The sequence below is a fragment of the Pseudomonas sp. UBA6699 genome, from assembly GCF_002454615.1.
Lineage (GTDB): Bacteria > Pseudomonadota > Gammaproteobacteria > Pseudomonadales > Pseudomonadaceae > Aquipseudomonas > Aquipseudomonas juntendi.
In genome coordinates this window covers 1-25,811 of sequence record NZ_DKJF01000082.1, presented here as the reverse complement: position 1 = coordinate 25,811, position 25,811 = coordinate 1, and the positions used below count along the sequence as shown (strand labels likewise).

The 25,811-nt window shown below is 56.4% G+C and carries 25 protein-coding genes and 1 tRNA gene; 9 read left to right on the top strand and 17 right to left on the bottom strand.

The features are described from left to right. Nucleotides 1-5: 5 nt before the first annotated feature. Both B3361_RS16315 and B3361_RS16310 read right to left on the bottom strand, forming a co-directional pair. Nucleotides 6-1,850 (bottom strand): hypothetical protein, encoded by a 1,845-nt coding sequence (locus B3361_RS16315; protein WP_054905776.1) that lies wholly within the window; start codon nucleotides 1,848-1,850, stop codon nucleotides 6-8. A 7-nt stretch (nucleotides 1,851-1,857) separates the two neighbouring features. Then, complete coding sequence (locus B3361_RS16310; protein ID WP_009681801.1) at nucleotides 1,858-2,718, bottom strand: SH3 domain-containing protein; 861 nt, start codon at nucleotides 2,716-2,718, stop codon at nucleotides 1,858-1,860. Nucleotides 2,719-3,437: 719 nt separating this feature from the next. On the opposite strand from B3361_RS16310, the gene B3361_RS16305 reads away from it, so the two are divergent. From B3361_RS16305 to B3361_RS16290, 4 genes are all read left to right on the top strand, one after another. Continuing rightward, nucleotides 3,438-5,009 (top strand): tyrosine-type recombinase/integrase, encoded by a 1,572-nt coding sequence (locus B3361_RS16305; RefSeq protein WP_312159252.1) that lies wholly within the window; start codon nucleotides 3,438-3,440, stop codon nucleotides 5,007-5,009. 479 nt (nucleotides 5,010-5,488) lie between these two features. Further along, nucleotides 5,489-7,327 (top strand): hypothetical protein, encoded by a 1,839-nt coding sequence (locus B3361_RS16300; protein ID WP_286920279.1) that lies wholly within the window; start codon nucleotides 5,489-5,491, stop codon nucleotides 7,325-7,327. 238 nt (nucleotides 7,328-7,565) lie between these two features. Then, nucleotides 7,566-8,480, top strand: coding sequence for a replication initiation protein (locus B3361_RS16295; protein ID WP_286920278.1), 915 nt, complete (start codon nucleotides 7,566-7,568; stop codon nucleotides 8,478-8,480). Between the two features lie 855 nt (nucleotides 8,481-9,335). Beyond that, nucleotides 9,336-9,716, top strand: coding sequence for a hypothetical protein (locus tag B3361_RS16290; protein WP_286920277.1), 381 nt, complete (start codon nucleotides 9,336-9,338; stop codon nucleotides 9,714-9,716). 220 nt (nucleotides 9,717-9,936) lie between these two features. On the opposite strand, the gene B3361_RS16285 is transcribed toward B3361_RS16290, so the two are convergent. The 9 genes from B3361_RS16285 to dapA form a co-directional block, all read right to left on the bottom strand. After that, complete coding sequence (locus tag B3361_RS16285; RefSeq protein ID WP_286920276.1) at nucleotides 9,937-10,437, bottom strand: hypothetical protein; 501 nt, start codon at nucleotides 10,435-10,437, stop codon at nucleotides 9,937-9,939. Nucleotides 10,438-10,543: 106 nt separating this feature from the next. Further along, entirely contained in the window at nucleotides 10,544-10,945 is a 402-nt protein-coding gene (locus tag B3361_RS16280) for a hypothetical protein (RefSeq protein ID WP_286920275.1), read from the bottom strand. A gap of 32 nt (nucleotides 10,946-10,977) precedes the next feature. After that, nucleotides 10,978-11,352 (bottom strand): hypothetical protein, encoded by a 375-nt coding sequence (locus tag B3361_RS16275; protein ID WP_286920274.1) that lies wholly within the window; start codon nucleotides 11,350-11,352, stop codon nucleotides 10,978-10,980. A 20-nt stretch (nucleotides 11,353-11,372) separates the two neighbouring features. Continuing rightward, complete coding sequence (locus B3361_RS16270) at nucleotides 11,373-11,942, bottom strand: hypothetical protein (protein WP_286920273.1); 570 nt, start codon at nucleotides 11,940-11,942, stop codon at nucleotides 11,373-11,375. Between the two features lie 470 nt (nucleotides 11,943-12,412). After that, nucleotides 12,413-12,502 (bottom strand) — tRNA-Ser (locus tag B3361_RS16265). Nucleotides 12,503-12,593: 91 nt separating this feature from the next. Next, nucleotides 12,594-13,304 (bottom strand): phosphoribosylaminoimidazolesuccinocarboxamide synthase, encoded by a 711-nt coding sequence (gene purC, locus B3361_RS16260; protein WP_004375217.1) that lies wholly within the window; start codon nucleotides 13,302-13,304, stop codon nucleotides 12,594-12,596. 30 nt (nucleotides 13,305-13,334) lie between these two features. Continuing rightward, a complete protein-coding gene (locus B3361_RS16255; protein WP_009682009.1) occupies nucleotides 13,335-14,093 on the bottom strand; it encodes an MBL fold metallo-hydrolase in 759 nt (252 codons plus the stop codon). Next, the gene (bamC, locus tag B3361_RS16250; RefSeq protein WP_009682010.1) at nucleotides 14,094-15,215 is read right to left on the bottom strand and encodes an outer membrane protein assembly factor BamC; all 1,122 of its coding nucleotides are present in this window, start codon (nucleotides 15,213-15,215) and stop codon (nucleotides 14,094-14,096) included. Nucleotides 15,216-15,230: 15 nt separating this feature from the next. After that, nucleotides 15,231-16,118, bottom strand: coding sequence for a 4-hydroxy-tetrahydrodipicolinate synthase (dapA, locus tag B3361_RS16245; RefSeq protein WP_009682011.1), 888 nt, complete (start codon nucleotides 16,116-16,118; stop codon nucleotides 15,231-15,233). A 259-nt stretch (nucleotides 16,119-16,377) separates the two neighbouring features. Here dapA and B3361_RS16240 point away from each other — a divergent pair, with 259 nt between their 5' ends. Both B3361_RS16240 and B3361_RS16235 read left to right on the top strand, forming a co-directional pair. Continuing rightward, nucleotides 16,378-16,938, top strand: a complete 561-nt coding sequence (locus B3361_RS16240; RefSeq protein WP_009682012.1) for a glycine cleavage system protein R — start codon at nucleotides 16,378-16,380, stop codon at nucleotides 16,936-16,938. Between the two features lie 10 nt (nucleotides 16,939-16,948). Beyond that, nucleotides 16,949-17,422 (top strand): peroxiredoxin, encoded by a 474-nt coding sequence (locus tag B3361_RS16235; protein ID WP_009682013.1) that lies wholly within the window; start codon nucleotides 16,949-16,951, stop codon nucleotides 17,420-17,422. Between the two features lie 161 nt (nucleotides 17,423-17,583). Here the strand turns inward: B3361_RS16235 and B3361_RS16230 are convergent, their stop codons facing one another. Then, nucleotides 17,584-18,654: an AI-2E family transporter gene (locus B3361_RS16230; protein WP_029887111.1), complete on the bottom strand. Its 1,071-nt coding sequence runs from the start codon at nucleotides 18,652-18,654 to the stop codon at nucleotides 17,584-17,586. A gap of 20 nt (nucleotides 18,655-18,674) precedes the next feature. Continuing rightward, nucleotides 18,675-18,914 (bottom strand): sulfurtransferase TusA family protein, encoded by a 240-nt coding sequence (locus B3361_RS16225; RefSeq protein WP_009682015.1) that lies wholly within the window; start codon nucleotides 18,912-18,914, stop codon nucleotides 18,675-18,677. A gap of 123 nt (nucleotides 18,915-19,037) precedes the next feature. Here B3361_RS16225 and B3361_RS16220 point away from each other — a divergent pair, with 123 nt between their 5' ends. After that, nucleotides 19,038-20,474, top strand: coding sequence for a M48 family metalloprotease (locus B3361_RS16220; protein WP_029887110.1), 1,437 nt, complete (start codon nucleotides 19,038-19,040; stop codon nucleotides 20,472-20,474). Between the two features lie 53 nt (nucleotides 20,475-20,527). Here B3361_RS16220 and B3361_RS16215 read toward each other — a convergent pair whose 3' ends face one another. Then, nucleotides 20,528-21,259, bottom strand: coding sequence for an amidotransferase (locus B3361_RS16215; RefSeq protein WP_029887109.1), 732 nt, complete (start codon nucleotides 21,257-21,259; stop codon nucleotides 20,528-20,530). Nucleotides 21,260-21,477: 218 nt separating this feature from the next. Here B3361_RS16215 and B3361_RS16210 point away from each other — a divergent pair, with 218 nt between their 5' ends. Both B3361_RS16210 and B3361_RS16205 read left to right on the top strand, forming a co-directional pair. Further along, a complete protein-coding gene (locus B3361_RS16210; RefSeq protein WP_125854757.1) occupies nucleotides 21,478-21,720 on the top strand; it encodes a hypothetical protein in 243 nt (80 codons plus the stop codon). Nucleotides 21,721-21,786: 66 nt separating this feature from the next. Further along, nucleotides 21,787-22,587, top strand: coding sequence for a cytochrome c (locus B3361_RS16205; RefSeq protein ID WP_054905775.1), 801 nt, complete (start codon nucleotides 21,787-21,789; stop codon nucleotides 22,585-22,587). 68 nt (nucleotides 22,588-22,655) lie between these two features. Here the strand turns inward: B3361_RS16205 and B3361_RS16200 are convergent, their stop codons facing one another. From B3361_RS16200 to B3361_RS16190, 3 genes are all read right to left on the bottom strand, one after another. Then, the gene (locus B3361_RS16200; RefSeq protein ID WP_054881731.1) at nucleotides 22,656-22,985 is read right to left on the bottom strand and encodes a ribonuclease E inhibitor RraB; all 330 of its coding nucleotides are present in this window, start codon (nucleotides 22,983-22,985) and stop codon (nucleotides 22,656-22,658) included. A 177-nt stretch (nucleotides 22,986-23,162) separates the two neighbouring features. Then, on the bottom strand, nucleotides 23,163-23,399 hold the full coding sequence (locus tag B3361_RS16195) for a hypothetical protein (protein ID WP_009682021.1): 237 nt from the start codon (nucleotides 23,397-23,399) through the stop codon (nucleotides 23,163-23,165). Nucleotides 23,400-23,599: 200 nt separating this feature from the next. Beyond that, nucleotides 23,600-25,657 carry an LTA synthase family protein gene (locus B3361_RS16190; protein WP_009682022.1) on the bottom strand — a complete coding sequence of 686 codons (2,058 nt, stop codon included), beginning with the start codon at nucleotides 25,655-25,657 and terminating at the stop codon, nucleotides 23,600-23,602. Nucleotides 25,658-25,811: the final 154 nt, after the last annotated feature.

Sequence of the window (25,811 nt, the reverse complement as noted above, 5' to 3'; positions counted from 1 at the left end):
TTGCCTCACTGGACCATGGCGGAAGCGTTGTTCCAGTCGTTCACGTACTGTTGGGAGACCTCGGGGGTCCAGCTGAAATCGATGCCGGCGTTGGGGAATTCCTTGGCCAGTACGGCACCGAACGATACGCGGTCGGCACAGTGTTCCTGCTTGCAGGCCGCAGGCTCGCCGGCGCTGTAGGCGCGGTAGGTGGGCACCGCGCGGCCGTCGTCCAGCGGGTAGTACGGCGTGGCGTTGGCCACTTGGGTTACGTACCAGCCCTCGCCGTATTCCTCGTCCGCGACCAGGCGGCCTTTGCTCGGGAAATCGATGTTGTAGAAGTCGCCCTGCTTGCCGGTTACATGCACCATCATCGTCGCCACAGTGGCCGAGGTCGCCGGGTTCTGCTGCTCCAGTGGCGACGCGAAGCGCACCTTGATGCCGGCCATCTGCGCCAGTGCCTCGGTTTCACGCCCCTTGAACTCGCTCATGCCGTCCTGCAGCTGCTGGTAGCGCTCCAGCACACGGGTGTGCACGCGCGCCAGTTCCTGCTGGCGCTGGCGCAGCTCGCGCTGGCGTTGCTGCTCACGCTGTACCGCCCAGTTGGCACCGTCGCGCACATCGAAGAACAGGCCTTGGCGGTTGATGCCGATGCGGTTGCGGGTGATCTTCTGCGCGTCATTGCCCCAAAGGCTGTTGGTGATGGCCGAGATGTCCTTGACGATCAACAGGGTGGCCACATCGGTGGTGGACGGCGAGGCGGTCTTGACCAGGTCGAAGATCTCCAGCGCGGCCTCCTTGTACTTGGCCGGGTCCAGGGCAAATGATTCGTCCGGGGTGACCGCCACGTAGTACGGGTCGCTGCCGAACGGGCGCAATACGCCATAGCTGGAACGACTGAAGGTCAGGTACACCTTCATCTGCCGGCCGGGGATCTCACCCACCAGGAATGCGGCCTGGTCTGCGTCGGCAGTCAGGTAGGAAACCGCCTTGTCCTTCACTGCGGCCTCCAGGCGCTTGGTGAAGATCAGGCCACTGGGGTGGGCATAGACCTTGTCCCAGTTATCGCCGCGATAGGTACCCACCGCTTTCCAGCTGATTCTGTCGAAGCTGCCTTGGCCAAAGCCGGAGGCCGGGCACGGCATGGCCGGGGTGGTACCGAACGACAGGGTGTCGCCTGCGCCGATGATCGACTTGCTCAGCACCCATTTGCAGCCGGCGCCGTCGGTTACCTGCATCAGGTTGGGGTTTGCCAGGACCACCGGGCGGCCAAAGTCCGAGCTGGGGGCTGCGGCCACTGCTGGGGCTGGGGCCGCCGCGGGTGGTGCAGCAGGGGCTTGGGCGGGCGCAGCAGGCGCTGGTTCTGCCGCTACGGCGGGCGCCGGTGCCGGTTGTGCCAGCGCGGGGGCGGGTTCGGCGGCTGCCGGGGCCGCTGCCGTGGCAGGTGCCGGGGTCGGGGCAGGTGCCTGCTCCGCTGCCGGTTCCGGTACCGGTTCCGGTGCAGCAGGCGCCGGGGCGGCAACGGCAGGTGCAGCAGCCAGTGTCACCAGCCCCAGGTTGCTGGCATTGCCCGAGCCGCTGGCGTAAAGCTTGCCGTTGCCATCGACTGCCTTCCAACTCACCTTGGCGGTCGAGCAGTCCTTGGCAAACACGAACGGCAGCTTGCTCAGCAGGCCCGTCAGCAGTTCCTGGTTATCCCAGGCTGGGCGGCTGATGGTCAGGTCGACCTGGGGTTTGCACCAGGTGCTGGCATCGCCAGGCACTTCGACCTTGATGTTGTCTTTCTTGGAATAGGCCAGCTCATGGGCGAACGCTTGCGGTACCAGACCACAAACGCCGACCACAGCCAGCGCGAGCGCGTGCTTTTTCATGGAGTCCTCAGATCAGTTCCCAGGTGCCGTTGGCTTGTTTGCAGAAGGTGTTCTGCTCTTGTTCGGTCTTGCCGTTTTGCGCCTTCAGGCTGACGGTGACCGGGCGGCAGGCCGCTTCGGCGGCAACGGTCTGGGTGGGCAGCGACTGCAGCGAGTCCAGGTCGAAGGCTTGGGTTTCCTTGCTGGCGGCAACGTCCAGCTCGTCCAGGTTTACCGCCGGGGTCACGCGCTTGGCCACGGCCTGCGCCTTGGGCTCCACGTAGTCCTTGTGCACGTAGCCCACGGTCACCCCCTTGCGCCCGACCAGGATCCAGTCGCCGGTGGCGCCCACTGCGGTGAACTCGGTGTGGTTCTTCAGGCTGCCGACCTTCTCGCCAGAGGCGTTCGGCGCGGCGCGTACGTTCAGGTTGTCGCTGGTGGTCACATACGGTTCGTTGATCAGCTTCATCGACGGCACGGCCTGGATCTTGGGCGCGCGCTTGACCTCGACCTGCTTGGTCTTGGTGTATTCCTTGCCTGGCACGATCTGCGCGCTGGCACCAGAGTGGTCGGACTTCCAGGTCACGGGCTGGGCGCTGGCCGTTGCCTGTTGCTGGCTCAGTACTTCCTGGGTGCGCAGCGCCAGGGCCTGCTGGTCCTTCTCATCGAGCATGTTGCCGATGCGGTTGCCGACGTAGGCGCCAATCCCACCCGCGATCAGCGCGGCGGCAATCTTGCCGTTGCCACTGCCCAAGGTCGAACCGATGGCAACGCCAGCCAGGCCACCGATCACCGTGCCCGCTTGCTCTTTGCTGATCCCGAGCTGTGCACAGGCCGTGGTAGAAGCGATGGCGACCGCCAGTAGGGACGCGACGAATTTCTTACGCAAGTGGAGCACTCCATTGTCGATGGGGCGCACAGCCGCGTACCGCAGCCAATGGCAGGCGGCGGCAGGCGAAGGTGTGCGTTGATTTGAGAGGGGGCGCGGCACTGGTCGCGAGCGGCAATTCAGCCGCCCGGCGCTGGGCAAAAAGGAAGACCAGTACGGCGCGAAGCATCCAACGAATCCATGTCAGAAAAAGTCATCGCCCAGCGCGCGTAATCATTACGGCGTTTGGCCTGGGCGTGAGTGGTGTAGTAGAGGGCCGCATTGTAGCCCAAGGTGCTATTGGCAGTTCAAGACAAAATGTTGCGGTCCTCAGCGTCGGCAGGACCGGCCCCTTCGCGGGCACGCCCGCTCCCACAGGTTTTCAGGTGCAGCACCGTCCCCTTTGGCAGCGGGCGTGCCCGCGAAGGGGCCAGCCCGGCAAACACGATTCCAGGGCAATAAAAACACTGCCCACCGACAACATCACAGAACCATTTTGCCTATGGCTGCCCTGATCCAAACCACCAAAACGACGAAGCCCCCGAAAACTTCAACGTTTTCGGGGGCTTCGGCTACTACGTGTATGGCGGAGAGATAGGGACTTTCCGAACAATACCCTGAAACCCTCTAAACTCAATGGATGCAGCGATTTTAAGCGATTTTGCTACAAATTTTTGCTACAAATTCAATCAAAAACCAGCTACCTTTTTGCCATCACAACCCACAGATCAGGGAAGAAAATGGCAAGCGAAAACCTCGTTTTACGGTCGGGCATATGGCACGTCCGCCTCAGCGTCCCGAAGGACGTTCGGCACGTCTTGAACCGCAGCGAGTTCACCGAATCGCTCAAAACCGGCAACAAGACAGAAGCCCAAACGAAGAAATACCCATATCTACACACTTGGAAGCAAGCCATCGCTGCCGCTCGGCAACGCATTTCAGGGCCTATCCCAGTTCAATTACCGGAAGCGTCCTACAACATCGCCAAGATGATTGTCACGAGCCAAGAAGACGCTTTGATGAGCCTTGTCATGCCCAAGAAGGGCAACGAGGTTGATCCAAGGTTCACTCAGACAGCCTTGGACGAACTCGGTAGTCTCATTATCGACATCATGCTCGAATGCCACAAATGGCAAAGTCCCAAAGAAGCTCTTGACGCCAACTACGACCTATACAGCCAAAAACCTTACCTCGAATACCAACTTTTCAAAGAAAAATGGTATGCGTTGGAGGAAAATATCCCACTCGAACGCAAGATCGAGCGGATCAATGATTACACCCGCCTGCAAAAAACCGTCGAGCATTACGGGATAACCGCAGGCCATGCCATTAGCATCAGCAATATCGAAGAAATCCGCTCCATTCTCGACAACCCAAGTAACTTTAAAATCAAATCACCTATCACAACTCACAGAATAGCCTCATTTGAAGCCTATCAGACCAAGACCAAGGGTATTATTCAAAAGACAGTAGATACGCAGGCCAATCGCTTGAAAATGATTGGTGCTTGGCTTGAGGCAGAGCAACGCGACCTCAACCACGAAAGCATTGCCAGCTATCTCGATACGCTCGACCTATCCATTAAGACCAAAAAACAATATCTATTCGCAGGTTCCAGTTTTTGGAAGTGGGCCGTTAAACACGACGAAAATTTCAAAAAACTGCACCGCGACCAGCAATCCCCCTTTGAAAAGCACAATTTCCCAGTCAATCGCAGCAAAAGGAACGATGGATCTATGGAAAGGAAGGCATTCACACCAGAAGACGTTACAAGGCTCTATGACGCAGCAAAAGCCACCAAAAACCGCGAAACCCTTACAGATCTCATCCTTTTAGGTGCTTACACCGGAGCACGTATTGAAGAGCTTTGCCAGCTTCAAGCTCAAGATATCGTGACCGAAGAAGGGGTTAAATGCTTCTACTTCTATGATGGAAAGACTGCCGCCAGCGAGCGACACACCCCGATACACCCGGAGATACAGGACACCGTAGAAAGGTTGATCCGTAATTCAAAAGACGGTTTCTTGATTGAGTCACCTGCAGGAAACAAATACGGCAACCGCTCAGACGCCCTCAGCAAGCAATTCGGGCGATTAAAGACCAGCCTCAACTATAACAGCCAGTTTGTATTCCACAGCTTCCGCAAGACCGTTATCACGCAATTACAACGTGCAGACGTGCCGGGAATACTCATTGCCTCAATCGTCGGACATGAGACAGGAACAGTCACATTTGACGTATACAGTGCAGGGCCAAGCCCGAAGCAAAAACACGATGCAATTTCAAAACTAAAATACGAGATAAAACCTTAAAAACGCACGCCTTACACGTTAAAACTCAGAACAATAATCAAAGGTTCCTAAGCTCTTACCCACCAGAAGAGCTTTTGACCTTTCCTAAACCACCATCTTTTTTTACAAATCGTCTCGCATAATACCCGCCCCTATATACGCCTTATGTGTATGCACGCACCCGTCTGCGTCTTTTAGTTATCAATATATAGATATCACATATAACAGATAACCATAATGAAGACCACTACAGCACATGCACGCATACACAGCTAACACACACCAACAAAATAATCAGCACCATCATGCTTGATATACATTTCTCATATGATTAAATATATGTATATGGTTCAAGTTTTTAAAGAAGCCCTTAAAGCATACCTGCTATGTTAACCATCCCACTTTTGCTACGCAAAAGATGTGACGGTTAACGCAGGTGCCTAGTCGGCAGGACAGAAGCAGAAGCCAAGAGCAAAAACAAACCCATTACTGAGGATGAAATGAATGATACCAATTTGAAGGAAATTACACTAACCAAAAGAGATAGGAATTACGCCAACCTGAAGGGGCTAGATAGCTCGTTAAGACACTCGCTTAGACTGGAACAAAACGAATATGACGAGTTTGAATACAACCCCAACCCACCACACCCCAATATCGCCATTGTGGGTGGTATTGAACAGATACTAACGAGGGAATTGGCAGAGCAATTACTGGCCGACTTCAACGACCAACTACAAACTAAACTCAAAGAAACAGAAGCGTCTGATGAGATCGCCTCAGAAAAAGAAAAACTGAGAAAGCTCAAATCCAAGTTGGTTAAATTCATCAACGCAACCGAACCCACCCAAATAAAAGAATACGTCACATCTGTGATGGAGGGAGAAAAGCCGCTGGTAGTCGGAGACTACGCCGCCCTACTCAATCAGCACAAAATCAGCCGTATATCCCAACGTATCGACCTCTTGGAGAACTACACCACCAAGAAGCGAGAGATCGAGCAGAACGCACCAGATAGAGCCGTATCAAGGAAGGTCAATAGGGTTAAAGAGATAATCCTTGTAATCCCTGAACCCAACGAACTGGCAATAACCAAGGCTTACACTGACCTGCTGCAGAAAGCCCTGCACCAGTTCTATCAAAAGAACTTCCCCAACAACAAAATTATATTTTCGTTTAGTCACTTGGACGAGAGCACAAACCATGTCCATGCCTTCCTTGACCTTCAAAATACGAAAACTGGGAAATATGATTTTTCAGCCCAAGAATTTGAGTTCGCATCACAATATCACGCGAAGAATAAGGCTCGACTTGGCAAGATATCAGAACCACCAAAATTAGAAGACTTCAAACTCCCCAACCGTAGTGAGGAAAAGCAGAACCATAGATTTATCCGAGCACGCGAATCATGGAAGTCAAAGGTCATGCAGGTGGCTTTCTATGAGCACTTTAACAGCTTAGCTGCTGCATACGGCTTGCAAGCCAAATTCCTACCTAAAACAAAGGAAAACACCGAGTATTTAAGCCCGATTGAAAAGGAAGCCAAAAAACCGAAAAGTGAGCGAAGCCACAATTATTACACCAGAAAACTAGAAAAGCTGCAGCAAGAGCTAACCGCAAAAGAGGTCGAACTTATCGAGCAAAGGGCCACTGTCCTCACACTTAACACCACGATAAAAGACCTACAAGGAACGGCTAGCAGCTACAAAGCAACCATACAGAGCTTAGAAATACAGGCCAGTGAACAGAGAAAGGAAAATGCCAAGTTAGATAGTCAAAAGCAGCAATTAGACGACGAAATAACGGAAAGAACTACCAAGACAGCAGAATTGTCGTCTAATTTTAAAACTATGAAATCTAGGATGACAAAAGAACTGAATGAGCTACGCAAGAAAATTAAAGAGGACACTAACAGAAAAACCGTCTTGGAAAAAGCAATCAAGGCATACGAGGAAGAGCTAGAGCCTTTGATTAAACGCTTTGATATTCTGGTGGATCGCATACTTGAAGCCAAAAGGCTCGACGAGAATCCAGAGCAATACTATAAGAGATTACGAGAAAACACCTATGAAATGGCTAGCCGTTTGGGTAAAGAGAAACGAAAGGACTATCTATTCAACGTTGCCGAACAACTCAAAGAACAAGGCTTGGACGATACGCAAGCCGCATTAGGATTTACCGACAAAGTAAAACTTTGGGCATCTGACACATTCACCAGCAAGCAAATAGTAGAATTTGACAAGGAAGAAGCCGAGCAGGCGAAGCAGGCAAGGAAGAGAAGACTGCTCAAGCCTAAGCCGCCAAGCCCATTCCAAGACCCTTACGACCCCTATCAATAGTCAAACCCATTAGATAATAAAAACCCGCTGGAAAGCGGGCTTTTTAGTATCCAAAATTTGACAAACCTCTAAAGTATGGCAACTTGAAATAAGCAGAAAAAGAAAACCACCTTGGGGAAGGTGGCAGGAAAACAAACACTTAAATTCTAACAATATCTATTTAATCATCAAATATCTTATTGTCAAGTCTCTTTCCAAGGTTTTCTTTTTCTAAACAACCAATTAGTAGAGGACAACAATGGGATGCGTAAAATTATTTGAGAATTACTTACCAAAGAGACCTTATCACACAGACGACTTAGTCAGTGGCCTAAAAATCAATAAAAAAGAAAAAGCAAAATTTGCTCGACTGGTCCAACCGAACGGGCCAACCCATAGATACTGGATGGTTTTCGACCTCGATAGATCCAACGCCGGAATGCACTGGGATGACGTAGGAGCACCAGCCCCTAACCTAATAGCTCGAAATCCGGCCAATGGGCACGCCCATTTGCTCTACCTGCTACAAACCCCTATCCGCACTGCAATAGACGGTAAAACGGCCCCTTTACGCTACGCTGCGGCCATCGAAGCGGCATTGCGTAACCTGCTGGGAGCAGACAGGGGCTATTCCGGGTTGATCTGCAAGAACCCGATCAACTCACATTGGATCGTCCAAGAATGGGAATCCAGTCCTTACACGTTGGACGACCTTGCCGACTACATCGACTTAACCCCTGAAAAGGCCAAGGAGAAGCCAGTAGAAGACTATGGCCTTGGTCGTAACTGTATGCTTTTCGATGAGTTAAGGGCGTGGGCCTACAAAGCAATCCGTCAGGGCTGGCCCGACTACAACCAATGGCTAAACGCTTGCCTTGACAGAGCCATAGGCTACAACGTCAATTTCTCCACACCCTTGGACATATCCGAAGTAAAACACACGGCCAAAAGCGTAGCGAAGTGGACGCATCGAAACTTTACCAGAGGCACCTTTGACGATTATGTCGCCAGAACCCATACAAGCGAGATACAGGCTTTTAGAGGCTCTCTTAATGGCAAGTCAAAAAGACTTAAAGGTATTGATATGCTCGCATCAGGTGCAACGGTCAATCAGGTAAGCCAAGAACTACAAGTCAGCCATAGGACTGTATATCGCTGGGTAAAAAAGCAATAGCATTATAGTTTGTGACAAAGCCTATATCAGATAATAGCACCCAGTGAGGGTGTTTCTTCTTCCTCCGCCTCCCTTCTTTCCTCCCATTCCTCCCCATATACACCCACGTACATACCCACCGACGCCTCAATAGCCGTATAACTCACGGGAACGGGTCAAACGGGGCCGTTTACGCTCAATTGATACAAATCCTCGCACAAAGTGAAAGACACGCCATAACGCCTTAATTTGTCACTACCCCACCGAATAGCCTACATAGGTTTGGAGATATATCCCTGAACCTATATGTATGTATACATACATATCAAATCCCATAGGACAACCCACCACAGCAGCCGACTTCAATTTTCCCAAATCCTCTATTTTTGTCATAAACCTAAAACAGGTCATTTTCGATAAAAACCAACCCCATCGACCCGCAAGCATTAAAATGCTATTTTCAAAAAAAATCTTGAAAATTTTTTACAACTTTATATCAAATTATTGATAAGTCGATTTTTTCCACTATCAATTTATGGCTTAATTACGGCAAAAAACGTTGTCAATAGCAAAACGAAAATATTTTTACCGTTCAACCTTATTTGAATTTATAGTTCAACTCTATCGCATTTTACTTAGTTTATATTTGCAACTAACCCCGACTAAAAAATCACGTCATGTTTTCAAAAATCTCTCCCAGTTTAATTTCAAGATGGAACGTGGGGAATAGGTCACTTAAAAAATTGAAAATTTAAAAAACCTGCCTCCGATTGGCGGCTCGCCAAAAGCTAGCGTAATACTTCGGAGATATATCCCTGAAGCATTGACTTATTTAAAACTTATGCTATTTGTATTTAAAACAGCATAGGAGAATATATGAAAAGAGCAGAAATAGCAGGAAAAATAGGCGGCATGGTTGGTGGATTTAAAAGACGTGAGCGTCAAAAGTTTTTAATTATGTTCGTAAAGCTAGTAGAAATGGAGGAATACCCTAACTTAAGGCTAACATCAAGCCTCGCCAAAAAGCTCATAGCAGCATTTGCTGGGTACAAGTCAATATCTAATGACGTATTAGTAAAGGAATTTGGAAGAACGAATAACAAAGTAAAACAGCAGAACCTAGACGACATTGTAACTCTTATGGTGGCAAGGCATAAGGGCACATACAACGAGTTATGGAACGATGCAAAGCGAAAAATTGAAGATGATGCAGAAGAATACAAAAACCGCATAATCGAAGAAATGCGACCTCGATAAATTCGAACATGTAACGCCCCACGATACATACTTATATCCTCGAAGCCACCTCCTTGCTTCGCGGACATAATTTATACTCTACCAGAGTATAATCTCCCGCCGCACTTCAAATCGGACAGGCACAGGTACAAGGTTATATCCCCCAACCTAATTCCAGTGGTATGTTTTTATAGTCTCCCGAGCTAAACCCCTTGTAACCCAAGACAACGGTTTTAACCACTTATGATGCGTATCCAAACAGCTTGCCGTACAACTCATTTATGGTTGTCAGTTTATCGAACTGACCTTTGTTTAATATTCGTATGTTCGGCCTATCCGCTTTAAGACCTGTGGAGTTCCCTTTTGTGTGTTTTGCAACTTTGAGATTTTCTAGACTAGGCAGTGGCTCCCCCGGAGTTCCGCCAAAAAAATAATACGGTCCAAGGTCAAGTGTTTCGTTATTGAAGTAAACCAAAACCACGCAGCCGGACGGTTTCTTAGCCAGCGAGATATGAATTTTCTGTGTCGCCGTTTCTGAGCCGACAAACGTAGCTTTTAGCTGAATGTGTCTAATAACGCCATTGGCTTCGGCTATTATGTCGTAACCAGAGTTATCAACCTCGGGCTTAGATACCTCAAGAGTGAAATCTTTATTTCTCCATGAGTGCTTTAGCAACTCACCAACAAGTAAATGTTCAATTAATTTTTCACGATACGAAGAATGTAGCGAGTGCTCAGTCACTTTTTATCTCTCTGATAGAATAGCGACCAACGCTACCCCATAATTTATTATATTTTGGAGACACATCCCCAACTATAATCCGTCACACTTGACGGAACATCCGAAACTACAAGGCCGCATCCACGGCCACACTAGCCGAAACCTCTATAAACCACTCCGAATCAATTTTCTCCAGCCGCCCCCCGCGAAATAAATTACGCTCATTAAAACTAAGAATTTCTCTTGGCGAACCTTCCGTGTCTTTTGCAAGACACATAACCATGTAGCACTTAGCTCCGTCCTCGATAAGTTTAATATGACTAAGACGTTCCATATATCCAAGATTATCTTGCCCTCCTCCATATTTTTCCAAATGAGATAGCTGCATGTAATGGGTAGTTCCACGTTTAATTTTTCGGTCCTGCCACACACGCAGAATAACCGTTCCATCGTCGCGTACCCCTCCCCAAGACCACCGAGGGTTTTTAAGCGGCGAACCAAGTTTTTTAAAAAACTGTGTCAAGCTCATAAAACCTCCTTCGCTATCTACTTCAATAGATGCTAATTACAACGTTCTAAACTTTCAAATGGGAGTGCAATTTTAGAAGCAAACCACGAAGTACCATTATTGGACTGCTTTACATGAAAGCAAACAAGCCCATACGTATCTTCTACACCGACGCCAATAAACGGAGGCAACCATAGTAATTCAAGCTCGCCATCACCCTCCCACCCATTATTTTTCAACAGCTTCTCGGCTTCTCGGATATAGGTATAACCTTCAGGATACCTACCCAATACCTCTCTCGCGTTTAGAAAAAATAACGCATCATCAATAAAGTGATAAGAATACACAATAAAATCTCTAACCTTTTCAGGCGTCCCGCCGAGACTTTCCAGCACATTCCCAAAACGCTCTTTATTGCTACCAACCATAAAATCTCCGTTATTTATATCTATTTCTCTTTGTACTTGCTTAATTTTTTGGGATAACACAAGTCATAAATAGACCGAGCCAAGGTCTCATCATATGGCACCCAACATCCTGTTATCGCCACACCTTCACTTGTCCATACGCCACCATCAGACGAGTCCGAGTAAACCCACCAGATGGACTTACCCTCTACGATGGCAAACCAATTTGAGTACCCTGAAGGAAGATGCTCACGCAGCAGCCCTTTTTTTTCACTTTCGCCAGCATCCTGCCAAGGCCGGAACCGGCTGGTTTTCGCTCCATTCTGGACAATGTGCAATCGAATGCTTTCTCTAGTGTGCATACTGGACCTTGTTTCTCCAATTAACCCCAATACGTCACGCGGAAGAATGCCGCCCGTATGAGGCATTCTCGTTAGCCACCCATGAGGTAGTGGAGCACAAAAATGGACACTGACCACCCCAATTGTAAACGAACCCAAATTGCTTTCGGCGGGATCAGCGGTTACGTCAACACTGATGTTGAGCTTAAATCCAGCCCTAGCAGCATTAGGTATGTTTCGATACTGCTTGGCCGTAGTAAGGACGAGCATGGCAACAACCTGATCTCCTATGCCATCACATTCTTCGCTAAGGACGCCGAACTATTCGCCTCACAGGTAACGAAAGGTGATCTAATCCGCGTCACCTGCGTGGCCCTCAACCCCGTGCGGTGTGAGGGGATGACCTACGCAACTCGCTTCACGTTAATAGGCAAAGGCTTCGAGCTAATTGGGCAACGAATGAATCCGGCCCCCACCGGCACGGGTACAAGTCCCCGCACCACTGGCGACCCAGATCCAGAAGCAAGCAGGAAGCGGCTCAGAGCCTCACAGAAGCACCATAACACCAGTATATAGAGGTAGCCACGGAGGCCAAAGACGCTCAGAACGAGCAAGGAAGGCTCAAACGACAGACGAAAAAAAATGGCGATCTGCAGGTCAGGTTTTTGCTACAAAACCTTGCTACAAATCGCCATTTTTTAATCCTCGTAAATCGTTGATTTATAAGGAATTTTTCAATATGGCGGAGAGATAGGGATTTGAACCCTAGGTACTGTTGCCAGTACAACGGATTTCGAATCCGTCCCGTTCGACCACTCCGGCATCTCTCCAATGCCGCGCATCATACCAGCGTTCTTTTAAAACGCAAACCTTTTTTTAAAAAAAATCGCGTGGTATCAGGCGCTTGCGTGAACGCACCGCTTACAGCGGTACGCCCAGGCGCTTGGCAACTTCTTCGTAGGCTTCGATCACGTCGCCCAGGCCCTGGCGGAAGCGGTCCTTGTCCATCTTCTTGCGGGTTTCTTTGTCCCACAGGCGGCAACCGTCTGGGCTGAACTCGTCACCCAGCACGATCTGGCCGTGGAATACGCCGAACTCCAGCTTGAAGTCGACCAGCAGCAGGCCGGCGTCATCGAACAGCTTGCTCAGCACTTCGTTGACCTTCAACGACAGCTTTTTCATTTCTGCCAACTGCTCGGCGGTGCCCCAGCCGAACGCGACAACGTGGGACTCGTTGATGAACGGGTCGCCCTTCTCGTCGTTTTTCAGGAACAGCTCGAAGGTGGAGGGCTCCAGCTTGATGCCTTCTTCAACGCCCAGGCGCTTGACCAGGCTGCCGGCCGCGTAGTTACGCACTACGCATTCGACCGGGATCATGTCCAGCTTCTTGACCAGGCATTCGTTGTCGCCCAGCAGCTTGTCGAACTGGGTCGGCACGCCGGCTTCTTCCAGCTTTTGCATGATGAAGGCGTTGAACTTGTTGTTCACCATGCCTTTACGGTCGAGCTGTTCGATGCGCTTGCCGTCGAACGCCGACGTGTCGTTACGGAACAGCAGGATCAAGCGGTCGGCGTCATCGGTCTTGTAAACCGATTTGGCCTTGCCGCGGTAGAGTTCGTCGCGTTTTTCCATGATTGGGCTCCGCTTGCTTGAGGTGTTGGGCTAGGCGATTTCGCGCCAGTCGAGCCCGTGTTCCTGATTCGCCACCTGGAGCCAGTCCGGGTCGCACCCAAGGGTGTCGACGAAGCACTGGCGCGCCAGATGTGGCAGGTTGTTCTTGCTGCTGAGGTGGGCCAGCACCAGGTGCTGCAGGTTGTTCCAGCCCAACTCGTGCACCAGGCGCGCGGCCTGGTGATTGTTCAAATGCCCTTGCATGCCCCCTACCCGCCGCTTCAAGAACGCCGGGTAGTGACCGCGCGCCAGCAGGTCGCGGCAGTGGTTGGCCTCGATCAGCAGTGCATCCAGGCCTTGGTAGCGTTCCAGCAACAGCGCGTCGTACGAGCCCAGGTCGGTGAGCATGCCAAAACGGCGCTTGCCGTCACTGACCACATACTGCAAGGGCTCGTAGGCGTCGTGCTCTACCCGCGCGGCGTTCACTTGCAGGCTGCCGATATGCAGGCTTTGGCCACAGGCCAGAAAACCGGCCACCTCCACCGGCTTGCGCATGCCGCGCAGGGTGCCTTGGCTGAGGTAGACCGGTACATTGTAGCGCCGTGACAGCAAGCCGACCCCATGCACGTGGTCGGCATGTTCGTGGGTGACCAGCACAGCACTGAGTTGCGCCGGCGAAACCCCGAGCAGCGCCAGGCGCCGCTCGGTTTCGCGCAGGGAAAAGCCGCAATCGACCAGGATGAACGTGTCACCACTGGCGATCAGCGTGCCGTTCCCTTGGCTGCCGCTTCCGAGTACCGCGAAGCGCACTTAGCCCAGGTGGTCCTGAATGGCGCTCAGCACGCGGCGGGCGACATCGGGCGGCGCCACGGTGTTGATGTTTTTCTCGACGGTGACCTGCACGCTTTCACCCACCTTGCTCAGGCGCACCTGGTAGCGCTCGGCACGGGCTTCACGCTCTTCCTTGGTGGGCTCGCTGCCGAACAGGCGGCCGAAGAAGCCCGGCTGGTTCTGCTTGTCTTCAGGCTTTTCCGACAGGTTGATGTAGTACAGGCCCAGGCTGCGGTTGATGTCCTCGACACGCCACTGGCCACCCTGCTCCAGGGCGCGGCCTACACCCGACCAGGCGCGGTCCAGGTCGGAGCCCAGGTAGAGTACCGGGTTACCGCTGCCGTCCTCGCTCAGGCTGACGCGGCTTGGCGCGTCGAAATCACGCTCAGCCAGCAGCGACACCGAACCGCCCTTCTCGGCGCTGCGGTTCATGCTGGCCAGCATTTCGTCGACCAGCAGGGCATCGGCGCCGGCATTGGCGGAGGTGGACGGGAACGCGGGCTCGGCGGTGCTGCCGGCCGGGCGCTCGACGCTGACCACATACACCTCGGAGGTGTTGCGTTGCACGCCAGGCTCCATGCGCACACGTACGCGCACTTCGCTGTCAGCGCTGCTGGCAGTGCTGGCCAGGCGCTGGCCGAGCGATGCCGACAGCTCGTCGAAGCGCTGCCAGCTGGTGTTGAATTCACCGGTCTGCGGGCGCTCTTCGTCGATACGGAAGCCGTTGTCCTCGAAGAACTGGCGGGCCACCGGCCACACCTCGGCCGGCGAGTGCTGGGCCAGCACCCAACGGCTGCTACCGCTGCGCTGCAGGCTGTAGTCGGTGACCTGGCCAGCGCCACCGGTCAACGGTTGCGGCCGCGGCACTTCGTACTCGCCCGTGACGTTGTCATCGGCGACGTTACGCGGAATTGGCAACAGCGGGTCGAGCCGCTTGACGTTGCTGGCGTCCGGCGGCAGCTGCATGGGCGCGGTAGGGTGCGCCTGCAGGTAGTCGCTGCCGCGGTCGCGGAAATAGCCATCCTCGCCCCACAGCCAGCCACACCCACTGGTGCTGGAGATAATCAGGGCAAGGGCAGAAAGACCAGCCAGTCGCTTCATGCGGTGTACTTCCTCTTAAACCAGTACGCCGGACTGGCGCAAGGCAGTACGGACTTTGTCGTGGCAACCTTCGCTGAGCCAGGTCAGCGGCAGGCGAATACCCTTTTTCATCAGGCCCATTTCAACGAGCGCCCACTTCACCGGGATGGGGTTGGCTTCGCAGAACAGCTCTTTGTGCAGTGGCATGAGTTTTTCGTTGATAGCGCGGGCCTTCTCGGCATCGCCCGCAAGGGCGGCCTCGCACATATCGGCCATTTCGCGCGGGGCGACGTTGGCGGTGACGGAGATGTTGCCCTTGCCGCCCATCAGGATCAACTCGACAGCGGTCGGGTCATCGCCAGACATGACGATGAAGTCGCTGGCAACGCCTTCCAGGATGGCCTTGGCACGGGCCAGGTCGCCGGTGGCTTCCTTGATACCGATGATGTTCGGCACAGTCGACAGGCGGATCACGGTCTCGGCCTGCATGTCGCAGGAGGTGCGGCCCGGCACGTTGTAGAGGATCTGCGGGATGTCGACGGCTTCGGCAATGTGCTTGAAGTGCTGGTACAGGCCTTCTTGCGTTGGCTTGTTGTAGTACGGCACCACCAGCAGGCAGGCATCGGCGCCGGCATTCTTGGCGTTCTGGGTCAGGTGCACGGCTTCGGCAGTGGAGTTGGCACCGGTACCGGCGATGACCGGGATGGGCTTGTTGCTGCGCTTGACGCGCTCGACCACATGCTTGATGACCAGGATGTGCTCTTCGACATCGAGCGTGGCCGACTCACCGGTGGTGCCGACAGCGACGATCGCATGGGTGCCGTTTTCCAGGTGGAAGTCTACAAGTTTGTCGAGGCTGCCCCAGTCAACACGCCCTTGTGCATCCATGGGTGTGACCAATGCCACCATACTGCCCGCAATCATGTAACTGCTCCTGCCGGAAAAAGAGAGCGGTAATGGTACTGGGGGCATCGGCCTTGCACAAGCGAAGCAGGCGGGCGGAGCATTCCCCTCGGCGCCTTATTTCGCTACCCTTGATGCTTTGATCGGTGCAGCGCGGCCCGCCGGGCCGTCGACCTTGCTCCCGGCCAGCGTCCAAGACCTCGCATGCGAGCCCCGGGCCCTGCCGACTGGAGGCTTTCTCCCGTCCTGTACCGACCGCTCATCGCTTTAGGAATGCTGCATGTCCACCCCCACCGTCCGCGAACAATTCCTCGTCATCAGTGCCTTGGGGCCCAACCCCATGGAACTGGCCAACGTCCTCAGCCGCGCTGCCTTCGAAAACCGCTGCGCGGTGGTTACCTCGCGCCTGAGCCGCCACGGCGAAACCAGCGCCCTGGTGCTGCAGGTAGGCGGCAGCTGGGACGCCCTGGCCCGCCTTGAAGCCATGTTGCCAAGCCTGGGCAAGAAGCACGGCCTGACCCTGGACGTGGTGCGCAGCGCCGACCAGGAGGTACGCCCGCAGGCCCTGCCTTATGTAGCCTACGTCAGCGCCGCCTACCGCCCGGACATCATCAACGAGCTGTGCCAGTTCTTCCTCGACCACCGCGTCGAGCTGGAAGCCATGACGTGCGATACCTACCTGGCGCCGCAGACCGGCAGCAGCATGCTCAATGCCCAGTTCACCGTCATTTTGCCGGCCGGCACGCAAATCAGCTGGCTGCGTGACCAGTTCCTGGACTTTGCCGACGCCCTGAACCTCGATGCGCTGATCGAGCCATGGCGCCCACAGAACCCAATGTAAGGAAGCGATCATGGCTGTAGCACTCGACCAACCTGTAGCGCACTTCCAGGCCCAGGCCACCGGCGGGCAAACCGTGAGCCTGGCCGACCTCAAGGGCCGGCAGGTGGTGCTGTACTTCTACCCGAAGGACAGCACCCCGGGCTGCACTACCGAAGGCCAGGGCTTCCGCGACCAGCATGAAGCCTTTGCCGCAGCCAACACCGTGGTGTTCGGCGTGTCGCGTGACGGCCTGAAGTCGCACGAGAACTTCAAGGCCAAGCAAGGCTTCCCGTTCGAGCTGATCAGCGACAAGGACGAGGCCCTGTGCCAGCTGTTCGACGTGATCAAGCTGAAGAAGCTGTATGGCAAGGAGTACATGGGCGTCGATCGCAGCACCTTCCTGGTCGACAAGGACGGTGTGCTGCGCCAGGAATGGCGTGGGGTGAAGGTGCCCGGGCATGTGGATGCCGTGCTGGCAGCAGCTCAGGCACTGAACAAGGCTTGAGATCGTTGGGGGCGCTTGGCGCCCCTTACGCGACATGAGGCCGCTCCTACGCCGGGCGGGGGCGGCCGGCAGTACTGCGGGGCCGGGCCGGCATCATCGGAAATCGCGGATCCCTGTAGGAGCGGCCTTGTGTCGCGATGGGCTGCAAAGCAGCCCCAAATTTACAGCATCGGTGACACAATAGGCTCCTGCCGCGGCCAGGCATCCAGCACAGCCTTGATCAGGGTCGCCAGCGGGATGGCGAAGAAGATCCCCCAGAACCCCCACAGCCCGCCAAACAACAACACCGCGCAAATGATCGCCACCGGGTGCAGGCTCACGGCCTCGGAAAACAGCAGCGGCACCAGCACGTTGCCATCCAGCGCCTGGATGATCGCGTACACCGTCATCAGGTAGATGAACTGATCGCCCCAGCCCCATTGGAACAGTGCAATCAGCGTGACCGGCACCGTTACCACTACCGCGCCCACATAGGGCACCACCACCGACAGCCCCACCAGCAACGCCAGCAGCGCGGCATAATTGAGCCCGAGGCTGATGAACGCGATGTAGGTGGCAATGCCACAGATCAGAATCTCGATGCCCTTGCCACGGATGTAGTTGGCGATCTGCCGGTTCATCTCGCTACCCACCCGGTTCAGCAGGGTGCGCTGGCGTGGCAGGTAGCCACTGACCCAGCGGCCGATGAGTTCGCGGTCCTTGAGGAAGAAGAACACCAGGATCGGCACCAGCACCAGGTAGATCATGGCATTGACCAGCAATGGCAGGCTGGACAGCGAGAAGGTCAGCGCCCATTGGCCAAACTTGCCGATTTCACCGCGCACCGATTCGATGGCATGCAGCACCTGCTCGTCCGACACCAGGTGCGGGTAACGCTCGGGCAACAACAGCAACAACGACTGCCACTTGCCGAGCATGCCCGGTAGCTCGTTGAACAGGGTGATCAGCTGGTGCCACAACAGCGGCACCAACACCAGCATGAACAGCGCCAGCGCCCCCATGAACAGGGCAAATACCAGCATCACTGCCAACCGCGTGGGCACCCGCAAGCGCTCCAGGGCATTGACCAGGCCTTGCATGAGGAACGCCAGCACCATGCCCGCCAGCACCGGCGCGAGCATGCCACCCAGGGTTAGCACGGCCGTGAACGCCAGGAACAGCAAGACCGCCAGCACCACCGCTTCTTCATCGGAGAAGTAGCGCTGCACCCAGTCGCGAAGCACTTTGAACATTGACGATCCTTGGTAAAGACTCAGGCCTTGCGCAGCCAGTAGGTGTAGGTGCCGGCCTCGGCCGTTTCCTGCAGCAGGGTATGACCGGCCAACGTGGCGAAAGTGCGGAAGTCGCGCTGCGAGCCGGTGTCGGTGGCGATCACCTTGAGCACCGCGCCGCTGGCCAGGCGGTTGAGCTCCATCTTGGCCTTGAGCAGCGGCAAAGGGCAATTCAGCCCGCTGGCGTCGAGTACGGCGTCGCAGGTCAGGGTGTCACTCATTGCAGGGTCTCCAAAGGCATTGCCAGACTGCTTGTTGGCAGGGCTGCCTAGAATAGCGCCACTGGTCGCCAACGTGTGAGCCCGCTACAGTAGCTATCTTTGACACCGACGCGAGCTTCGTGCATGAAACTACTGCGCCCTACCCTGCTGACGCTGGCCTGCCTGTTGGCCCTCCCCGGCCATGCTGACGACCTGCCATCACTGGGTGACGCCAGCTCCGCGATCGTCTCACCGCAGCAGGAACACCAGCTCGGCCGCGCCTGGCTGAGCCTGTTGCGCGGCCAGGTCAACCAGCTCAACGACCCGCAACTCAAGGACTATGTCGAAACCAGCGTGTACAAGCTGGCCGAGACCAGCCAGCTGCAGGACCGGCGCCTGGAGTTCATCCTCATCGACAGCCGCGAGCTCAACGCCTTCGCTGCGCCCGGGGGCATTGTGGGGGTCAACGGCGGGCTGTTCCTCAACGCACAGACGGAAGGCGAATACGCCTCGGTGCTGGCGCACGAACTGGCGCACTTGTCGCAACGCCACTTCGCCCGCGGCGTCGAGGCCCAGCAACGCATGCAACTGCCGATGATGGCAGCGCTGCTGGCCGGGATCGTACTGGCGGCGGGGGGCGCTGGCGACGCCGGCATCGGCATGATTGCCGGCACCCAGGCGGCGGCCATTCAGGAGCAGCGCCGGTTCTCGCGGCAAAATGAGCAGGAAGCGGACCGCATCGGCATCCTGAACCTGGAAAAGGCCGGCTACGACCCACGCAACATGCCAACCATGTTCGAGCGCCTGGCCCGCCAGTATCGCTATGACGCCAAGCCACCGGAATTTCTGCTGACTCACCCGGTGACCGAGTCGCGGATCGCCGACACCCGCAACCGCGCCGACCAGGCGCCACCGGGCGGCATCGAAGACAGCGCACGCTACCAGCTGATTCGCGCCCGCGTGGCGCTTATCTATGAAGGCACCCCGGGGCTGGCGGCCAAGCGCTTCCGTGCCCAGCTCGACGAAGACCCCAAACTCGATGCTGCACGCTATGGCCTGGCCCTGGCGCAGATCAAGGGCGGCCAGCTGAACGAAGCGCGGGAAATGCTCAAGCCGCTACTGGCCAAGGCGCCCAACGACATCACCTACAACCTGGCGCAGATTGACCTGGACATCACCAACAACCGCCTGGCCGATGCCCAGCAGCGCGCCGAGCGCATGCAGCAGCTATACCCCGGCAACTACCCGCTGAAACAGGTGCGCGCCGATTTGCTGGTGAAGCTGAACAAGCCTGCCGAAGCCGAGAAAGTGCTGGACGAGCTGGTGAAAAGCCGGCCGGATGATCCGGACGTGTGGTACGACATGGCCGAGGTGCGCGGTTTGTCGGGCAATACCATCGGCTTGCACCGGGCGCGGGCAGAGTACTTCACCTTGGTGGGGGACTTTGACCAGGCGATCCAGCAGCTGGATTACGCCAAGCGCCGGGCCGGCGGGAATTTCCCGCTGGCTTCGCAGATTGACCAGCGCCAACGCGAGATCATGGAGCAGCAGCGCATGGTCCGGGACATGATGGGGCGCTGAGCCCCGGGGCGGCCGTGGGCCACGATCGGGCTGCTGCGCAGCAGCCCCGGCCGTTACGCCGCGTCGTGTTTGCTGACCGGCTGCTGGATGAACCGCAACATCCACTCGCCCACCAGGTCGCCCTGGTGCTCGCTGGCCAGGCTGGCCACCGCCTTTTGGTACACCTCGTCACCCAGGTATTCCTGGCGCGCATCGAGCAGCGCGCGGGAGTAGTCGTGGACAAACTCCGGGTGGCCCTGGAAGCACAGCACCTGGTCGCGGATGTGGTACGCCGCATTCGGGCAGAAATCGCTGGAGGCAATGACCGTGGCGCCTTCCGGCAGTTCGGTCACCTGGTCCTGGTGGCTGATCAGCAAGGTCAGCTCCGACACCTCAGGGTCCATCCACGGGGCGTGCGCCGCCAGCGAGTAGCGGTGAATGCCTACGCCCCAGCCCTTGTCGGCACGCTCGGCCTTGCCACCCAGGGTCAACGCCAGCAGCTGGTGGCCAAAACACACACCCAGCAATTTCTCGCCACGCGCGTAAAGCTTCAACAGGTAGGCCTTGAGCGTCTGGATCCAGGCATCGGTACCAAACGAGTCTGCCTTGCTGCCCGTGACCAGGTAGGCATCGAACACTTCGCTGTCGGCGGGGTAATCGCCGTTCATCACGTTGTACACACGAAACTCTGCGGCAATCGGCTGCCGCGAGAACAGCTGCTCGAACATCCTGCCGTAGCCCTGGTATTGCGCCGTCAATTCCGGCCGCAGAACATCGGTCTCAAGGATGCAGATGCGTAACGACATAGGATTAGTCCTGAACGACATGGGTGGGAATCTGCTGTAGAGCCTGACGCGAAAGGCACGTACAAGCAAGTAGGCGGCACTGACGAACGGTCACATTTTGTCGGCGCGCCGTGGATGGCTGCGCCACCGTCTAGCGAGAGCATGCTAGCGAGATGGCACATGGCCTCATAGCGATGAGGCCTCAAAATCTCGACAATTAGAACAAAGAGTTCTCGAACATGGATAACGCACGCCCTACTGTTGGTTGTATATCCACTAACAAAAGGCAGGCAGTAAAGGCGCCACACCACGCTACTGCGATCGACCCGAAGCGCGACAAGGAAGCCAACGGGTACTCAGGAATAACAACAAGAAGGCGGTCCGCCATGTTCAGACATTCGAAAATACGCCAAGCCGGGCTTATTTTATTCGCCACCACATTGCTGCTGATCGTGCCGAACCTGACACGGTTGTTCGGCTGACTGCAGCAGTGGCGTCTACGGGCAGTGCGCAGGTAACCTGCTGGCCTCTCTGGTCGGAGTGTACCCATGCGCCATTGCCTTGCCCTGCTTGCGCTGCTGCTGAGCCTCCCACTGTCGGCGGCACAACTGCACCTTGAACTCGGCGCTACCCAGCGCCAGTGGAGCAGCGAAGAACTGCTCAGCCACCCGCAAGCGCAGACCATCCGCATCGAGCACGACGTAGCCTACAAGCGCCCCATGCAGTACCGGGCGGTGCCGTTGGCTGCGCTGTTGGCTGGCGTTACCGCCAGCGACCACCTGCAGGCGGTGGCGCTGGACGGTTTTGCCGCAGAAATGCCCGCTGCGCCGCTGTTGCAGAAAGGCCCGGCGCAGGCCTGGCTAGCCGTGGAAGACCCCAACCAACCTTGGCCACCGCTGGGTGCAGGCAAACCTGGCGCAGGGCCGTTCTACCTGGTGTGGACAGCAGCGCAGGCCGGCGGTATACGTCCGGAGCAATGGCCGTTCCAGATCGCCACCTTGCGCCAGCTCGCCCCGGTAGCCCAGCGGTACCCGGCACTGCTGCCCGACCCGACGCTACCCGCCGACAGCCCCGTACGCCAGGGCTTTGCCCTGTTCCAGCAAAACTGCATGGCCTGCCACCGCCTGAACGGTGCGGGGGATGCGCAGGTTGGGCCGGACTTGAATGTGCCGCACAACCCCACCGAATACTTTCAGCCGGGTTATTTGCGCATCTTGATCCGCGACCCGCAAAGCCTGCGGCAGTGGCCACAGGCGAAGATGCCGGGCTTTGCCGAAAGCGTGCTGAGCAACAAGGAACTGGATGCGCTGCTGGGCTATTTGCAGCATATGGCCAAGCGCAAGCGTTAGTGGCTGCTTAGGGTAAACCCGCCCCTGCCTGGCGCGGGTGTGCCTGAGATGATGGCCACGCAGGGCTGCTAGGCCGTGAGCCGCTCGTGCTTGACCCCCCAACCCTCCACCTCGCCGCCATAGGGCGTCACCAACTGCTCGAAGGCCTCTTCAAAGTCGCCAATCCCACAATAGGTGGCATACATGACCTTGCTCAGTTCCAGGTGCCAGCCACCGTCGCCCTCCTTCACCTGGGCATTGAGCGATTCGCCGCGAAACTGCCTGGCAGCACGGCGCGCCCCGGCTTCGTCGGGGAATACGGCATAGAACTCGATGGGGTGGATCTGGGTGAAGTCGAAACCGCCTGCTTTCATCTGGCGCAGGACGTTGCTGCTGATATCGTCGTTCTGGCTGCTCATGAAACGTCCTCCTGAATAATGCAATGGATAGACTTTCCGTGCTACTGCGCACCTGCCGGCAGCGGCCGGGCAGTACGAGCTGATGCAAGACGCGAATGTATGCGGTGCCAGCCCGCATATTAGGCGAGCACCTGCTGACAGCGTAGCGCCTGCCAAGGCACCACGCAAACGTGTGGGTTAGGGCTGTTCCTCAATGCTTTTGATCATTACGCCGCTGTGCTCACGCAGCCAGCGTGCAGTGGGGGAAATGCTGCGGTCCTGGAAGTCGTTGAGGTCCAGCTCGGCCATTACCGGAAACAGGTGAGAACGAATGGCCCTCGCCGCCTCCTCCTCGCTAGGACGATGCTCGGCTTTCAACACCAGAGTGGACGGTTCGCCCTTCTGGTCGGCAAAAATGACTTCCCACTCTTTCATCTAACGGACCCTCTGAGTCAAGGAACACAGGGTGTGTGTTACGCCTGAACAACTGACATTGGGGCAGGGAGAATGTTCAGTAGGATGAAAGCGGCAGGCGCCGAAACGTGGGGCCCCCATCGCGACCCAGGGCCGCCCGCAGGGGTAGCGCCAGCACGAAGCTGGCGCAGCCACTGTGGCAGCGGGTGACCCGCGAGCTTTTACTTCGGCGTGCCGTGCACCACACCGGCGGTGTTGTCCAGCAGGCTCTTGGTGGCAGTCTGGATGTACGCTTCAAGCTGCTTGAGCAATTGCGGCTGGTCGGGGCTTTCGATCAGCTCGGCCTTGAACTCGCTGCCCAACTGGTAGCGGTACATGCGCGGGGTCATGTCCTTGGACTCGATCAGAATGCGGTCGCCCTGTACCAGACCGACGATCTGTTCGCTGCCCGACGGCTTGATCATGCCCACGCCCTGGTCGCCCTCAGGCAGGTTGAGCAGGTCGCGCCCCCAGCACTGGTGGCGGGCCTTGCCACCCAGGCGGCCCATGATGGTCGGCACGATGTCGACCTGGGTGCCCACGGTGTGGTTGACCGCACCGAACTTCTCCTGAATGCCCGGGGCAATCAGCAGCAGCGGCACATTGAAACGGCCCAGGTCCAGCTCGGTGACCTGCTGGTGGTTGCCGAAACCGTGGTCGCCAACGATCACGAACAGGGTGTCCTTGAAGTACGGCTCTTTGCGCGCCTTCTCGAAGAACTGGCCCAGCGCCCAGTCCGAATAACGCATGGCGGTCAGGTGCTCGTCCAGGCGGCCCTGGCCGGTCACCTTCTCGACGGGCAGGTCTTTGGGCAGCGCATACGGGGTGTGGTTGGACAGGGTCTGCAGCAACGCATAGATCGGCTTCTTGCCGTCGTGCTTGGCCAGCTCCTCGTTGCCGCGGTCGAACATGTCCTGGTCGGACACGCCCCAGGTGGGGTCAGAGAACACCGGGTTGACGAAGTCGTTGCGGCCAATGAAGGTGGTCATGCCCTGGTTGCCGAAGAACCCGGACTGGTTGTCCCAGGCGAAGTCGCCGTTGTAGACGTAGACGTCGTCGTAGTCACGGGCGCTGAGCAGGGCTGGCAGGCCCGACAGCTTGTGGCCGCCTTCCGGGGTTTGCATCAGGTATTCGAAGCCCGGCAGGTTGGGGAAGCAGGCCATGGTGGCAAACATGCCCTGGTGGGTGTGCGTGCCGTTGGAGAAGAAGCGGTCGAACAGCAGGCCCTCTTTGGCCAGCTTGTCGAAGTACGGGGTGATGTTGTTCGGGCTACCCAGCGCACCGACCGAGTGGCCGGCAAAGCTTTCCATCAGGATCACCACCACGTTCTTGACCGGCAGGGTGCGCTCGGCCGGCGGCAGGAAGTCGCGGCGCACGGCAGCTTCGTCGGCATCGACCAGGGTGTCGTTCGGCGTCAGCAATTGCTTGCGCACGGTTTCGGTGGCCAGGCCCTGCTCCAGTACCGGCTTCCAGATGTTGGCGCGGTCTTCGCCGAAGCGGCTCTTGGCGGCGTCGATCAGGGTCAGGGTGCCGTTCAGGCCCAGCTGGTTGACGAAGTTGGAGTCGGTGGTGAACGCATCGCCCCAGCGCATCGGCGGGCCTTGGCGCAGCGTGCCACGGGCGGCGACCACGGCCACCAGCAAGACCACCATGAACACGGCCAGGCGGTTGTACCACGGCGCCACGCGTTGTGCGCCCTGGCCCCGGGTGATGCGGTCGATGCCCTTGAACAGCAGGCTCAGCAGCCAGGTGCCGAAAGCCCAGGCCAACAGGTAGCGCACCACCGGGAAGCCGTACCAGAGCATGCTCAGTACGGTTTTCGGGTCTTCCTTGATGTACTGGAAGACCAGGCCGTTGAGGCGCTGGTGGAACTCGCGGTAGAAGTCCATTTCCATCAGGCCAAGGAACATCACCACGCTGGAGGTGAGTGTCAGCCAGAAACGGAACACCCCTCGCCGGGCCATGGCCCAGGGGCTGAGCATGGCCAGCAACAGCGGAATGCTGAGGTACACCACCACCCGCAGGTCGAAGCGCAAGCCATTGATGAAGCCTTCGGCGACGGTGGAGTAAGGGGTATCGCCGACCATATCGCTGTTGTAGACCAACAGCGCCAGGCGCACGAGGCTGAGCATCAGCATGATCACCAGGCCGCTGAGCAGCGTGTAGGCCAGGTGGGATTTCAGGGTGGGCGAGAACGGTGCTCGCGCGCCCCGTTGCTTCAAGGCGTCCGTGTTAGCCATGAATGGGAAGGTCCTAGGATTGCGGGTTGCGAAGAGGGCGCTGGCACTGGGCCAACGCAGCATTGTGCGGGTGCGGATTCTGTTTAAACCAATGTGAAAATTTTGTCACGCGGGTGTTGCAGCTTTTGTCTGTTCCGGCCCTATCGCCGGCAAG

Coding starts and splice junctions, on each gene's coding strand:
- B3361_RS16315 (WP_054905776.1), bottom strand. CDS start 1,850: ATGAAAAAGCACGCGCTCGCGCTGGCTGTGGTCGGCGTTTGTGGTCTG.
- B3361_RS16305 (WP_312159252.1), top strand. CDS start 3,438: ATGGCAAGCGAAAACCTCGTTTTACGGTCGGGCATATGGCACGTCCGC.
- B3361_RS16300 (WP_286920279.1), top strand. CDS start 5,489: ATGAATGATACCAATTTGAAGGAAATTACACTAACCAAAAGAGATAGG.
- B3361_RS16295 (WP_286920278.1), top strand. CDS start 7,566: ATGGGATGCGTAAAATTATTTGAGAATTACTTACCAAAGAGACCTTAT.
- B3361_RS16290 (WP_286920277.1), top strand. CDS start 9,336: ATGAAAAGAGCAGAAATAGCAGGAAAAATAGGCGGCATGGTTGGTGGA.
- B3361_RS16280 (WP_286920275.1), bottom strand. CDS start 10,945: ATGAGCTTGACACAGTTTTTTAAAAAACTTGGTTCGCCGCTTAAAAAC.
- B3361_RS16275 (WP_286920274.1), bottom strand. CDS start 11,352: ATGGTTGGTAGCAATAAAGAGCGTTTTGGGAATGTGCTGGAAAGTCTC.
- B3361_RS16270 (WP_286920273.1), bottom strand. CDS start 11,942: ATGCTCGTCCTTACTACGGCCAAGCAGTATCGAAACATACCTAATGCT.
- purC (WP_004375217.1), bottom strand. CDS start 13,304: ATGGAAAAACGCGACGAACTCTACCGCGGCAAGGCCAAATCGGTTTAC.
- bamC (WP_009682010.1), bottom strand. CDS start 15,215: ATGAAGCGACTGGCTGGTCTTTCTGCCCTTGCCCTGATTATCTCCAGC.
- dapA (WP_009682011.1), bottom strand. CDS start 16,118: ATGATTGCGGGCAGTATGGTGGCATTGGTCACACCCATGGATGCACAA.
- B3361_RS16240 (WP_009682012.1), top strand. CDS start 16,378: ATGTCCACCCCCACCGTCCGCGAACAATTCCTCGTCATCAGTGCCTTG.
- B3361_RS16235 (WP_009682013.1), top strand. CDS start 16,949: ATGGCTGTAGCACTCGACCAACCTGTAGCGCACTTCCAGGCCCAGGCC.
- B3361_RS16230 (WP_029887111.1), bottom strand. CDS start 18,654: ATGTTCAAAGTGCTTCGCGACTGGGTGCAGCGCTACTTCTCCGATGAA.
- B3361_RS16225 (WP_009682015.1), bottom strand. CDS start 18,914: ATGAGTGACACCCTGACCTGCGACGCCGTACTCGACGCCAGCGGGCTG.
- B3361_RS16220 (WP_029887110.1), top strand. CDS start 19,038: ATGAAACTACTGCGCCCTACCCTGCTGACGCTGGCCTGCCTGTTGGCC.
- B3361_RS16215 (WP_029887109.1), bottom strand. CDS start 21,259: ATGTCGTTACGCATCTGCATCCTTGAGACCGATGTTCTGCGGCCGGAA.
- B3361_RS16210 (WP_125854757.1), top strand. CDS start 21,478: ATGGATAACGCACGCCCTACTGTTGGTTGTATATCCACTAACAAAAGG.
- B3361_RS16205 (WP_054905775.1), top strand. CDS start 21,787: ATGCGCCATTGCCTTGCCCTGCTTGCGCTGCTGCTGAGCCTCCCACTG.
- B3361_RS16200 (WP_054881731.1), bottom strand. CDS start 22,985: ATGAGCAGCCAGAACGACGATATCAGCAGCAACGTCCTGCGCCAGATG.
- B3361_RS16195 (WP_009682021.1), bottom strand. CDS start 23,399: ATGAAAGAGTGGGAAGTCATTTTTGCCGACCAGAAGGGCGAACCGTCC.
- B3361_RS16190 (WP_009682022.1), bottom strand. CDS start 25,657: ATGGCTAACACGGACGCCTTGAAGCAACGGGGCGCGCGAGCACCGTTC.